This window comes from Rhodococcus sp. JVH1 (assembly GCF_000280725.2).
Lineage (GTDB): Bacteria > Actinomycetota > Actinomycetes > Mycobacteriales > Mycobacteriaceae > Rhodococcus_F > Rhodococcus_F jostii_A.
Genome location: NZ_CP166289.1, coordinates 3601272 through 3613684, shown reverse-complemented (window position 1 = coordinate 3613684; position 12413 = coordinate 3601272). Strand labels below are relative to the sequence as shown.

The window sequence follows — 12413 nt, the reverse complement described above, 5'->3', positions numbered from 1 at the left end:
AGGGATGGACACCACGATTACCGAGATCGCTCCCGACATCTACCGGTTGTCCACGTATCTGGACGAGCCCAACCTGATCATGAACCAGTTTCTCGTCGACGGTGAGGAACCGCTGCTGTTCCACACCGGTCAGCGTGCGCTGTTCCCGTCCGTGTCCGCGGCGGTCGGCCGGCTGATTCCTCTCGACAGACTGCGGTGGATCACGTTCGGGCACGTGGAGGCCGACGAGTGCGGTGCGATGAACTCGTGGCTGGCGGCCGCGCCGAACGCCGTGGTCGCGCACGGGGCGATGGGTTGCTTCGTGCAGGTCAACGACCTCGCCGATCGCATGCCGCGTCCCCTGCAGTACGGCGACGTGATGGAGACGGGCACCAGGCGGGTCCGTCATCTCGACACTCCGCATGTTCCGCACGGGTGGGACGCCGGGCTGGTTTTCGAGGAGACGACGCAGACGCTGTTCTGCGGCGACCTGTTCACCGCGTTCGGGCATCATCCGCCTGCCACGGAGGAGGAGATCGTCGGCCCGGCCATCGCGGCGGAGGACATGGGGAACGCGACGTGCCTGTCACCGGCGCTCGGCCCCACGATCCGGGGACTCGCCGATCTGGAACCCCTGCTGCTGGCGCCGATGCATGCGCCGGTGTTCACCGGTGACTGCGTGCAGGCTCTGCACGACCTCGCACAGGCATACGAGGAGCGGCTCGCGGCCGAGACCGTGCGGTACCGCGAAGCGGAGTAGCTCGGCCTGTACTCGACGAATTTCCCCTCAACTGTGGCGCACGATACATCTTAGTGCTAAATTATTGAGCACTAAGGAACTATGCCTTCGGTTGAGCCTGGGAGTGAGCGATGACAACAGACGCAGACACCGTCCCCATGATGGTGCGTCAGATGCGGGTCGAGTCCTCGGGCGTGGTGTCGCTTCGCCTCGAACGACAGGACGGCGGCGCGGTCGACCGGTGGACGCCGGGCGCCCACCTGGACCTGCACCTGAACCGCGGGACCATCCGTCAGTACTCCCTCTGCGGAGACCCCGACGACAAGACCGGGTACCGCGTCGCGATCCTCCACGAGGTGACCGGCCGAGGCGGTTCCCGGCACGTCCACGAGACGCTGCGGCCCGGCGACAGCCTGTCGGTGAGCGCACCCCGCAACAATTTCGAACTCCTGCCCTCGCCGCGCTACGTGTTCATCGCCGGCGGCATCGGCATCACGCCGATCCTCACGATGATCGGTGAAGCCGAACGCATGGGCGCCGAATGGGAACTGCACTACGGCGGCCGTGCCCGCGCGTCGATGGCGTTCCTCGACGAACTGTCCGGATACGGCGACCGCGTGCACGTCGTCACCGAGGAGGCCGCCGGCATCCTCGACCTCGCCGGCATCCTCGGCGCCGCCCGTGAGGAGACGCTCGTCTACGCCTGCGGCCCCGAGGGTCTGCTCGGCGCGGTCGAGGGGTACACGGATTCCTGGCCGGACGGCGCGATCCGGCTCGAGCGGTTCAAGGCGAAGGAGATCCCCGCCGACACCCTCGCCGGCGACCGTCCCGTCCGCGTGATCTGCGAACGATCCGGCATCTCGGCCACCGTCGCCCCCGACCGGACCATCCTCGACACCCTCGAGGAATCCGGCGTCGACGTCCCCAACTCCTGCCGCGAAGGCATCTGCGGGACGTGCGAAACCCGCGTCCTCGCCGGCACCCCCGACCACCGCGACTCCCTGCTCTCCAGCTCCGAGCAGGAGTCCGGCACCACCATCATGATCTGCGTTTCCCGCGCCCGCTCCGACGAGCTCGTGCTGGATCTCTAGAAGGGAAGAACCATGAGCCTGTATCTGCAACCACGCCAGTCCGGCACGGCACCCACCCCGTACGAACGGAAGCTGGCCGGTGCGATCGAAGAGGTCTTCGGCACCGGTGTGCACCACCTCGAAGGCCTGGTGAAGGGTTTGAACGCCCTCGGCATCCACAGTCCCGGCGGCGACGCCTGGACCACCGACACTTTCACGGACGAGATCCGACGGATGGGGGCCTGACATGGTGAACCGACTGCACAAGGCGGCACTGACCGGCGACGAGATCTTCGCGACCGGGATGCGTGACCAGTGGCACGCGGTGTGCCCGTCCGACTTCGTCGCGCGCGGCGACATGAAGAAGGTGCGGCGCCTCGGCGAGGACTGGCTGCTGTTCCGTCAGTCCGACGGCACCCTCCGCATGCTCGCCGACCGCTGCCCGCACCGCGGCGCCCCGCTGTCGCAGGGTCAGCACCTCGGCGATCGCGTCGCCTGCCAGTACCACGGCGTGCAGGTCGACGGCGGCGGCACCGTCGTCTCCGTCCCCGGAATGCCCGGCTGCAACCTCGAGGGCAAGCGGCTGGTTACCAGCCTCCCCGTGCGGGAGGTGGCCGGCGCCGTGCTCGCCTGGTTCGGCACCGACCCCGACGCCGAGCCCGCGCCCCTCGAACTCCCCGAGCGACTCACCGACGACGGCATCTCGAACTTCCTCTGCTACGCGGAGTGGAAGGCGCCGTGGCGGTTCACGCTGGAGAACCTGCTCGACCCGATGCACGGAGCGTTCCTGCACCGCGAATCGCATTCGATGTTCGGCGGCGAGACGTCCGCGAAGTTCCGGATCCGCGAAACCGATCGCGGGTTCTTCTTCGAGAAGACCGACCAGCGGGGCGTGAACTTCGACTGGGTCGAATTCTGCCGGACCGGCATCGACTGGGTGGACCTCGAGATTCCCTACCCGCCGACCGCGGGCCCGGGTGGCTCGTTCGGCATCGTCGGCATGGGAACGCCGATCGACGCCGAGACCACCGCGGTGTTCTTCTGGCGGTACCGCCGCGTCGAGGGCTGGGAACGCGACGTCTGGCGGTTCCTGTACCGCACCAAGCTCGAGGAGCGGCACTGGGTGGTGCTCGAGCAGGACCGCGCCATGCTCGAGGCGATGGCATTCGACGCGGACCAGGCGGAGAACCTGTACCAGCACGACCTCGGCGTCATCCGGCTCCGCCGGCTCTACCGGGCTCAGGCCGAAGCCCAGGCGAAGGCACTTCAGGAGGCGTAGGGTCGCCCGGGTTGACGTGAATGAAATGTCAACTAAGAATGTGTGACGGCCGACACGTCGGGCGCCGGCCGGGGTACGAGGAGGCGCGAGCGGTGCTTACGAACGGTGACGATCGAGGTCGGCTCGCGTTGGTCGAGGCGGCGGGGCGGTGCTTCGCCGAGCTGGGATACGAGCGCACCACCGAGGCGGTCATCGCCGCTGCCGCCGGAGTGTCGCAGGCCGAATTCTCCGCCCGGTTCGCATCCCGGGACGACGCGTTCCGTGCCGTCGCGGCCGCGGTGTTCGACATGTTCGTCGAGGCTCAGCGCATCCCGGTCCCGCCGGACGCGGACCCGCGCACCGTCCTGCGCGCGGCCACCGCGGCGTTCATCGAGACCGTCTACAGCAGCGGCCGCCTGTTCACGATGATCGAGGACCGCGCCGCCGTCGACCCGGTGATCGGGGAACAGCTCGAGGCGGCCCACAACCGGATCCTCGGCCGGTACATCCGGTTCATCGAACGGCTCAACCAGGCCGGGATCGCGACGCCGTGCGCCGAACCCGCCCAGCTCGCCCGCAAGCTGTCCGAGGCGCAGTGGACGGGTGCGGCGCGCCTGATCGGTGCATCGCAGGACGAGCAGCGACGTTTCATCGTGGAGATGACGGCGGCGTCCGAACGGTTCATCGGATTCGGTGAGGTCGCCGACCTGACCGCCCGCGCGGCCAGCTGAGTCCTCCGCTCAGGCGGTGGGGGCCTGGTTCTCCACGATCGAGTGCTCGAGCTTGCGGAGCAATTCGGCCAACGCCGCCTGATCGTCCTGCGACATCCCGCTGAGGATCTGCGACTCGTTGGCGAAGTGGGCCTCCGCGACCTTCTCGATCACCCGCAAGCCCTCGTCGGTGAGTTGCGCGTGCACGATGCGGCGGTCCTCGGCGTCACGCTCCCGCTGCACCAGTCCCGCCTTCTCCAGGCGGTCGACGCGCAGTGTGACTCCGCCGGTGGTGACGAGGGCGGATTCCGCCAGCTGTCCGGACGTCATCCGGTACGGCGGACCTGAACGTCGGAGGGCGGCCAGAACGTCGAACGACGCCATGTTGATGCCGTGCTCCTCGAACACGGCGGCGAGGGACGTCTGGTAGCGCAGATACGAACGGTGCAGGCGGCCCAGCACTTTCAGCGGACTCACATCCAGGTCGGGCCACTGGTGGGCCCACTGGTCGACGATGTCGTCGACGGCATCGCGATCTGGAACGGGGCGTTGCGTCACCGGGCGCACCTCCTGGATCCTCGAGGGTCTCATCTGTTTAGTACCAAGATATCGAACGAGCATAGGTGACGGCGACGCGCCGCGGGTCCCCGTCGATTCCTCGGAACGGGGACCCGCGGCGCTGCCGGGCGGGGTGCGCTGTCAGCGTCCCTCGACCGCCGCGACGGCGTCGATCTCGGCGATGGCGCCGTAGGGGAGGCTGCTGACCTCCAGGAAGGTGCGCGCGGGACGCGGCTCGTCGAAGATGCGCTCGAACTGGCGGTTCGCCTCCTCGCGCAACGACAGGTCGGTGACGTAGTAGGTGAGCTTGACGACGTCCTTCAGCTGTCCGCCGACGGTGGCGAGGCGATCGACCATGCGGTCGACGGCGGCGTCGAGCGCCTCGGTGCGGCCGGGGACGGCGGTGCCCTCGGCATCGACGGACAGTGCGCCGGAGACGAACGCGAGTCCGCCGGCGACCACGGCCGGGCTGTAGGGGTGGTGGGCGGTGACTTCGGTGAGGGACATGGAGGCTCGCTTTCTCGGTGGGCTTCTCCGGTGATTATATCTTAGCGCTAAACTAATTGACAGGGTTGCGCGAATGAAGCTCCGCCCGACGGGTACTCGACGCCCATGCCCCGAGCCACGAAGCCCTCGGCCGCACCGTTCGTGCCGGACACCGTCGACCTCGACGCGCTGTCCCGCGCGGCGGACGGGTGCCACGGCTGCGATCTGTACCGCGACGCCGAGCAGACCGTCTTCGGCGCGGGCAGGCGATCCGCACGGATGATGCTCGTCGGCGAACAACCCGGCGATCAGGAAGACCGCGTCGGTGAACCGTTCGTCGGTCCGGCAGGAAAACTCCTGAACAAGGCGCTCGACGCGGCGGGCATCGACCGGGACCTCACCTACGTCACCAACGCGGTCAAGCACTTCAAGTTCGTCCCCGCCGAACGCGGCAAGCGTCGAATCCACAAGAAGCCGAACCGCACCGAGATCGTCGCGTGCCGGCCGTGGCTGATCGCCGAACTGGCGGCGGTCCAGCCCGACGTCCTCGTGTGCCTCGGGGCCACCGCCGCGCAGGCGTTGCTCGGCCCGTCGTTCCGCCTCACCGAACACCGCGGGGAGCTGCTGCACCTCGACGGCGAGGTCGACGTCGACGTGGATCCGGACGTCTTCGTGACGATTCACCCGTCCGCCGTGCTCCGCGGACCTGCGGAGGATCGGGACGACGCGTTCGGCGCCCTCGTCGCCGATCTGAAGAAGGCCGCCGCAGCCCTGTGATCAACCAGCCGAATCTCTGGCGCGACGGACCGCCGAGGACGAGATTGTTGGCATGACGAATTCCAACCCGAAGCAGACCATGAAGGCAGTCTCCTACTCGTCCTACGGTGGTCCCGAGGTGCTCGAGACCCACGACGTCCCCGTCCCCGAACCCACCGGCAACCAGGTACGCCTCGTCATCCGGGCCGCCGGAGTGAACCCCATCGACTGGAAGCTGCGGTCGGGCTCGATGGCCGAGGTGATGTCGGTGCAGTTCCCGAAGATCCCGGGCAGTGAAGTCGCCGGCGTGGTCGACGCGGTCGGTCCGGACGCGACCGGCGTGGTGGTGGGTGACGAGGTGTTCGGCTGGTCCGACACCGGCGGCTACGCCGAATACGCGCTCGCCTCGATCGTCGTGCCGAAGCCGCAAGGGTTGAGCTGGACGGACGCCGCCACCATCCCCGTCGCCGGCGAGGCAGCCACCCGTGGACTGCGGCCCCTGAAGCTGAAATCCGGTGAGACGTTGCTGGTGAACGGCGCATCGGGGGCGGTGGGAACCCTTGCGGCGCAACTGGCGCTGGATTCGGGTGTCACCGTGATCGGCACCGCGAGCGAGAAGCACCACGACGCGCTGCGGGAGCTGGGCGTGACCCCCACGACGTACGGCGAGGGGCTGGCGGGCCGGGTCCGCGAACTGGCCCCGAACGGTGTCGACGCCGTCCTCGACGTCGGCTTCGGCGGACTCGAGGCGGCGATGGACCTGCGCGGGGGCACCGACCGGATCGTGACGCTGTCGGACGGTGCCGCGTTCGGGCTGGGAATCACGTTCTCGTCCGGCAACGCCGGCGACCGGAACGCGGAGACACTGCGCCGGCTGGGCGCCCTCGCCGCGGACGGGAAACTGGCCCTCCCGCCCGCCCGCACGTTCCCGCTGACCGACGCGGCCGACGCGCAGCGCGCCGGCGAGAAGGGCGGCAGCCGCGGAAAGATCCTCTTGCGCTGACGCGCCCGTGAGTACTTATCAACCGCCGCACGTTAACAAGTACTCACGGGTCAGGCGGTGGTGGCAAGGGCGGCGGCGAGACCGAACGGAACGGCCATCACCACCACCTCCACGATCGCCCGTCGCAGGGACCCTTCGGCGCTGATCCGGTGCGCGGCCGCCTGCCCGACCCACGTTCGCCGCCACCACCAGCCGAGTCCGAGGAGCGCCGCCAACGCCACCGCCTTGGCGAGCACGATGCGGCCGTAACCGGTGTCGAACAGCGGCGTCACCCCGCCCAGCCGGACCGCGGCGTCGACGATCCCGGTCGCGGTCAGCAGCCACACGCACCGCCACGCGACGACGGAATACCGCGGCAGCCACGACGACCAGTCCCCGCGCGACCGGAGCGTCAGACCGAGGGCGGCGAGGAGCCCGAACCACACGGCGGCGGCGAGGGCATGGACGACGTCGAGGACCGAGCCGAGAACCTGCTGCGACATGTGGCCGGTGATCGGGCGGGCCACCAGGGCGAGCGCCGCGAGCACCAGCACCGGGACGGGGAGCCGGGCGTCGCTGCGGCGGAACGCGACCGCCGACCACGCGGTGGCTGCGGCCGTGCACACGAGAACGGCGAGGTCGACGCGTCCCGCGCTGATCTCGGTCACGTACGCGCCGAACCGTCCGACCGACAGCTCGGACAATCCCAGGGCGTCGGCCTCCGCCGCCGTCATCGACAGCAGCACCGCCTCGGCGAGCATCCACGCACCGGCGACGGCGGTCGACAACCGCCACAGCCGTTGGTCCCGCACGAGGGGACGGTTGTCCGCGCGACTCCACCAGCCCAGCGCGGCGAGTCCGAGCACCGCCGAACCGAGCACCAGGCACAGCGCCCGGACGGCGCTCGACGGTGAGGGGTCTTCCGGTTGCGCCAACGCCCAACCGCACGCGACCCCGACGAGCGATGTGGGTACCGCGAACAGCAGCCAGGACTGTCGCGCCGTACCCACCGGGCTCAGTTCTCGCCGCGAGGCTTGCGGAGCGCGAACCACAGCCCGCCGCCGAACACGACCACACCGGCAACGATGAACGGCCACAACGGAACTCCGCCGCTGCCGGTTTCACCCGAGCTGTCCGCTGCGGCGCCGGGGGTGCCCGACCCCTCCTCGGTGAGGGTGAACGTGCGGGTTCCGCTCACCGGATGCCCGTCGGCGGACGTGACGCGGAACGCGACGGTGTACACACCGGCCGGCCCCAGCTCGCCGAGTTCGGCACTGACCGTGGGGCCCTCGACGGCCGGGTCACCCTTGGTCCACAGGTTGCCGTCGGGGCCCACCACGGTGAGGGACGCGAACGATTCCTGCAGCGCCTCGTTGAACGTGACGCTCACCCGTTCCGGGCCGGCCGCGATCTGCGCGCCGTTCTCGGGGGTCGAACTGATCACGACGGAATGAGCGACCGCGGTGCCGGCCCCGAGCATGCTCGCGAGCATGGTCAGCAGCCCGACCGCGATCACCTTCACCGACGTGAAGGTGGTGGGTCTTCTCATGAGCGACGGCTCCGGACCATGGCGCCGAGGCCGAGGGCCGCACCGAGCGCGCCGAGGACCAGGCCGATGCCGCCCAGCCAGCGGGCGGTGTCGTCGGTGCCGGACGCCGTCGTCTCGGTCTCCTCGGACGTCGTGGCGCCGCCCGCGTCGTGGCTGTGGTCTTCACCGCTCGCCGCGGCCAGCGTGAGCGTGGGTGCCGGCTTGTCGGGCTCCGCCCCGTCGGCGCCGACCGCCTGATCCCAGTTGACGACCTCGCCGTCGCTGTATGTCTGGGCGGCCGGGAACGACACCTCGTCCTGCTCCGGCAGCGGTCCGGCGGACAGTTCGAACTGCTGGAACTGGCCGGGCGCGACACCGACACCGGGGTCGGCGGTCCACGTCACGGACTTCGCGAGCTTGGACGTCGGGTCCTTCTCGACGACGGACGTCCACCCCGGCAGCGGTGTGGTTCGCGCCGACTTCAGGTCGGGGAGCGTGACGGTCAGCTTGGTGGTGGACGCCGTCTCGGATTCGGTGGGAACGCGGAACGTCAGGACGGAGTAGCCGCCCTGCTCGGCGCCGGGGGCGACGACGGTCACGTGGGCGGCGGCGACACCGGCCGCGAGCAGCATGGCGCTACCGGCGGCACCGGCCGTGAAAAGGGCACGGGAAACGAGGGAATTCATCGAAGGTCCTTTGAGGGTCTGAACGGAGAAGAGGTGAGAGTCAGACCGGGACCGGGGGACCGCGACGCGAAATGCTCGCGCGCAGCAGGGCGACCACGGGATTCGCGGGACGCGCGGGGACGTGTGCCGTGGTCACCGCCGAGACGGGCTGCGGTGCGCCGCGGAGCACCACCCGCCAGACGTGAACGAGGGGGCCGTACAGACGCTCGGCGTTCGCGACCAGCAGGGCGCATATCGCGGTGGCGGCCGCGTGCGCGGCGAGCATCGGCAAGGCCGGGACCACCGAGTGCACGTGCGAGGTGAGCGTCAGTGCGAAGTGTCCGGCCACCTGGCCGACACCGAGGGCACCCATCAGCGCGAGCGGTCCGTGGAAGCGGGCGGGCAGTTGCGCGGTGACCGCACCGACACCGCTGCACGTGACGAGCAGCAGGGTCAGCGCGGCGGATTCGGGGAGGCCGCCCCCGCCGATGCCGTGCGCGGCGACCGCGAGAGCGGCCACGAGCGCGCCGACCGCCGAGCCCCGAAGGGTGGCGGTCGCGGCGGGGCGGGCAGGGGACATTGCGGTGGGTCGGGTCGTTCAGCGCACGCCGAGGCGGGCGAGGAGATCGGCTTCGACTCCGTCGAGTTCGGACGAGATGGCGTGATGAGCGGCCTTACGGCGGGCCTGCGGCATCTGCTCGGCCGCGCGGACCGCGGTACTGAGATCACCGAGGCGGTCACGGATCGCGGCGGCGAACTTCTGCGTCTCCGCGTCGTCCGGCTTCTGCCCGAGGATCTCCGTGGTGGAGCTTTCGGCACCGGCGATGCGGGCGCTGAGCTTGGCGCCGTGCCCGGTGAAGTTGGCGAGCTGGTCGATGTCGACGCCCATCCGGTCGGCACGGCGGGCATCGATCTGCCCGCGCACGACCGTGGCGGCCCGGTAGGCGATCGGCAGCAGCACCGGCGTCAGCAGGCGTGCGACACCGAGGTACCTGCGGACGGCGGCGACCGTGAAACCCTTCTGGGCCGCGGCCTTCTCCTCGGCCTTCAACGCAGCGATCTGAGCCTTCTCGACCTTCTTCAGCGACTTCAGCTCGGCAGCCTCGAGCTTGCGGCCGACCTTGGCGGACTGCTTGTCGCGCTTCCGTTCGTTCTTCGCGCTCAGCTTCGCCTCCACTCCGGCCTTGTGCCTGAGTGCCTTGGCTTCCGCCTTGCGGGTGGCTCGGGACTTACGTTTCTTGAACAACCCCATCGAAAAGACCCCTTTTCCTGGTGTTTCAGCGCAGCCCACGCTACCAACTGCATCCGGTGCTTCGGGATCAGCCTAGGGGAGCACATAATCTTCGTCATCGTGTGTTCCCATATCGGTCAGCAATCAGAACCCGACGCCTCTCCCGGAAAGGCGTCGGGGACGGTGATCGATGCCAGCGCACTGACGCGGTGCCGCCACCGGGTGCACCTCGATGCGGCGTTCCCCGAACAACTCGCGGCCGCGCCAGAGGACCCGGGCGTCCGCCAGCGTCAGGATGCCGCCGCCGCCAAGCGTGAAGACGTCCGCCGGATCCTCACCGGCCACGCACCGGAACGGTGGGTCCAGATCGACACCGAGCAGAGCCTGCGCCTGCGGGCCGAGGACACCCTGGCCGCGTGCGAGGCGGGCGCCGACCGCATCTGGGGAGCCGTGCTCCCACTCGACCGGGACGCCGGCCGGCGGGCGCGCTGCGAGATCCTCATCCGTGACGAGGACCACGGCGGGTACATCCCCGTGATCGTCGTCAATCACAAGGTCACCGATCCCGGCCGCGGCGCGCTGACGTCGGACATGTTCGAGTGGCGACCGCGGGAGGACGCGACGCGGAAGCCGCGCAGCCAGGTCCGCGACCAGATGCGCGTCGCGCAGGTGTATCGGATGCTCGAGCGGCACGGGTTCGCGAGTCCGGCCCTGGTGGCCGGCGCGATCGGCTACGGCTCCGACGTCATCTTTGTGCACGACCTCACCACCATCCTCGACGACTACGACGAACGCTTCGCCGACCGGCTCGCCGTCGCCCGCGGGGAATCGGCGACCGTGCCGTCGAGGATCGGCGAATGCCGTTCCTGCCCGTGGTGGCCCGGGTGCGAGGAGCAGTTGACCCAGACACACGACGTGAGCCTGGTGGCCACCGGTTCCCGCGCCGACATGCTGCGCGACGCGGGCTGCCACACCATCGACGACCTCGCGGCGTGGGACCGCGAACCGCTCGAGGACTGGCCGCACGGCGCGTTCGAGGACGCCGTCGTCACCGCGAAGGCGTGGCTCGCGGGAGCACCGCTGGTGCGACGGTTCCCGGAGATCCGGGTGACCCGCGCGGACGTCGAGGTGGACGTCGACATGGAGAGCTACCAGGAACACGGCGCCTACCTGTGGGGCACGCTGCTCAACGTGGACGGGGTGTCGGCGTACCGGCCGTTCGTCAGCTGGGATCCGGTGCCGACGCAGGACGAGGCACGGTCGTTCGCGGAATTCTGGACGTGGCTGATGGCCGAGCGCGAAGCGGCGGCCCTGAGCGGCAGAACCTTCGCCGCGTACTGCTATTCGCGGTCCGCGGAGGACAAGTGGTTGCTGGACTCCGCCCGCCGGTTCGCCGGGGCACCCGGAATCCCTACCGAAGCCGACATCCGCGAATTCATCGACAGCCCACAATGGGTCGACATCTATCAGGCCATCAGCGACCAGTTCATCTGCCCGGGCGGCAAGGGCCTCAAGAAGATCGCCCCCGTCGCCGGATTCCGGTGGCGCGACGCCGACGCCAGCGGTGAAGCGTCGATGAGCTGGTACCGCGAAGCCGTCGGCTACGACGGCGAACCCGACCTCACCCAGCGCGAACGACTGCTGCAATACAACGAGGACGACGTCATCGCCACGAAAGTGCTGCGCGAATGGATGTCGGATCGGGCCGAGAAGGAGATCCCGCTCGCGTCCGACCTCTAGGCTGCAAAGCAGGCCCGATTCGGTAGGGGTGGTCAGGTGGAGGTGCCGAAGACATCCACGACGCTGCGGTTCGCTCTGCTCCTCACCGCCGCGGGCGGCTTCCTCGACGCCTACACCTACATCAGCCGCGGCGGCGTCTTCGCGAACGCCCAGACCGGCAACGTCATCCTCATGGCCATCGACCTGTCGGAGCGGCACTTCCACGCCGCCCGGGCACACCTGTGGCCGATCCTCGCGTTCATCGTCGGTGTCGCGTTCGCGCACCTGCTCAAGAGCGAACTCGCCCACAGCGTCTTCGACCACCCCATCCGGATCGCCATGGTCGCGCAGATCGTCGTCCTCGTCGCCGTCGCGTTCGTTCCCCCCAACGTCCCCAACGCGCTGGTCACCGTTCCCATCGCGTTCGTCGCCGCCATGCAGTTCGGCCTGTTCCGCACCATCGGGTCGCTGTCGTACATCGCCGTCGCCACCACCGGCAACCTCATGCGCTTCACCGAGTCGGCGTACGCCGGATTCATCGAGAAGGTCCCCGAATCGCGTCAGCACACCCGGGTGTACGCCGCCATCGTCACCAGCTTCGCCGGTGGGGCCGTCGTCGGAGCGTTCGCCACCCGCTACTTCGGCGGATCCGCCGCCTGGATCCCCGCCGCCCTCCTGTGCGGAGCCCTCGTGCTGTTCTACATCGACGACAGGCGGCGCCGCCGCCTGTGA

Annotated in this window: 16 protein-coding genes; 9 read left to right on the top strand and 7 right to left on the bottom strand. The window is 69.4% G+C overall.

The window, feature by feature from the left end:
• Positions 1-4: 4 nt before the first annotated feature.
• From JVH1_RS16540 to JVH1_RS16520, 5 genes are all read left to right on the top strand, one after another.
• Positions 5-739, top strand: coding sequence for an MBL fold metallo-hydrolase (locus tag JVH1_RS16540; RefSeq protein WP_009477071.1), 735 nt, complete (start codon positions 5-7; stop codon positions 737-739).
• A 110-nt stretch (positions 740-849) separates the two neighbouring features.
• On the top strand, positions 850-1809 hold the full coding sequence (locus JVH1_RS16535) for a PDR/VanB family oxidoreductase (RefSeq protein ID WP_009477072.1): 960 nt from the start codon (positions 850-852) through the stop codon (positions 1807-1809).
• A gap of 12 nt (positions 1810-1821) precedes the next feature.
• Positions 1822-2034, top strand: a complete 213-nt coding sequence (locus JVH1_RS16530; RefSeq protein WP_005248918.1) for a recombinase-like helix-turn-helix domain-containing protein — start codon at positions 1822-1824, stop codon at positions 2032-2034.
• 1 nt (position 2035) lies between these two features.
• The gene (locus JVH1_RS16525; protein WP_009477073.1) at positions 2036-3067 is read left to right on the top strand and encodes an aromatic ring-hydroxylating dioxygenase subunit alpha; all 1032 of its coding nucleotides are present in this window, start codon (positions 2036-2038) and stop codon (positions 3065-3067) included.
• A gap of 20 nt (positions 3068-3087) precedes the next feature.
• Complete coding sequence (locus JVH1_RS16520; RefSeq protein WP_043780478.1) at positions 3088-3777, top strand: TetR/AcrR family transcriptional regulator; 690 nt, start codon at positions 3088-3090, stop codon at positions 3775-3777.
• 9 nt (positions 3778-3786) lie between these two features.
• Here the strand turns inward: JVH1_RS16520 and JVH1_RS16515 are convergent, their stop codons facing one another.
• Positions 3787-4347: a MarR family winged helix-turn-helix transcriptional regulator gene (locus tag JVH1_RS16515; RefSeq protein ID WP_192817853.1), complete on the bottom strand. Its 561-nt coding sequence runs from the start codon at positions 4345-4347 to the stop codon at positions 3787-3789.
• A gap of 108 nt (positions 4348-4455) precedes the next feature.
• Positions 4456-4821: a RidA family protein gene (locus tag JVH1_RS16510; RefSeq protein ID WP_009477076.1), complete on the bottom strand. Its 366-nt coding sequence runs from the start codon at positions 4819-4821 to the stop codon at positions 4456-4458.
• A gap of 105 nt (positions 4822-4926) precedes the next feature.
• Here JVH1_RS16510 and JVH1_RS16505 point away from each other — a divergent pair, with 105 nt between their 5' ends.
• Entirely contained in the window at positions 4927-5577 is a 651-nt protein-coding gene (locus JVH1_RS16505) for a UdgX family uracil-DNA binding protein (RefSeq protein WP_009760482.1), read from the top strand.
• A gap of 52 nt (positions 5578-5629) precedes the next feature.
• Positions 5630-6559, top strand: a complete 930-nt coding sequence (locus tag JVH1_RS16500; RefSeq protein ID WP_009760483.1) for an NADP-dependent oxidoreductase — start codon at positions 5630-5632, stop codon at positions 6557-6559.
• 50 nt (positions 6560-6609) lie between these two features.
• Here JVH1_RS16500 and JVH1_RS16495 read toward each other — a convergent pair whose 3' ends face one another.
• The 5 genes from JVH1_RS16495 to JVH1_RS16475 are packed head-to-tail and all read right to left on the bottom strand — an operon-like array spanning position 6610 to position 9983.
• Positions 6610-7548 (bottom strand): CopD family protein, encoded by a 939-nt coding sequence (locus tag JVH1_RS16495; protein ID WP_009760484.1) that lies wholly within the window; start codon positions 7546-7548, stop codon positions 6610-6612.
• 5 nt (positions 7549-7553) lie between these two features.
• Positions 7554-8087 carry a copper resistance CopC family protein gene (locus JVH1_RS16490; protein ID WP_009760485.1) on the bottom strand — a complete coding sequence of 178 codons (534 nt, stop codon included), beginning with the start codon at positions 8085-8087 and terminating at the stop codon, positions 7554-7556.
• On the bottom strand, positions 8084-8752 hold the full coding sequence (locus tag JVH1_RS16485) for a YcnI family protein (protein ID WP_009760486.1): 669 nt from the start codon (positions 8750-8752) through the stop codon (positions 8084-8086). Before JVH1_RS16485 ends, JVH1_RS16490 begins: the two co-directional genes overlap by 4 nt.
• 40 nt (positions 8753-8792) lie before the next feature.
• Positions 8793-9311, bottom strand: coding sequence for a hypothetical protein (locus JVH1_RS16480; RefSeq protein WP_009760487.1), 519 nt, complete (start codon positions 9309-9311; stop codon positions 8793-8795).
• A gap of 18 nt (positions 9312-9329) precedes the next feature.
• A complete protein-coding gene (locus tag JVH1_RS16475) occupies positions 9330-9983 on the bottom strand; it encodes a DUF6474 family protein (RefSeq protein ID WP_009760488.1) in 654 nt (217 codons plus the stop codon).
• Positions 9984-10145: 162 nt separating this feature from the next.
• Between JVH1_RS16475 and JVH1_RS16470 the strand changes: the two genes are divergently transcribed.
• On the top strand, positions 10146-11702 hold the full coding sequence (locus tag JVH1_RS16470; RefSeq protein ID WP_009760489.1) for a TM0106 family RecB-like putative nuclease: 1557 nt from the start codon (positions 10146-10148) through the stop codon (positions 11700-11702).
• A gap of 36 nt (positions 11703-11738) precedes the next feature.
• On the top strand, positions 11739-12413 hold the full coding sequence (locus tag JVH1_RS16465; RefSeq protein WP_009760490.1) for a YoaK family protein: 675 nt from the start codon (positions 11739-11741) through the stop codon (positions 12411-12413).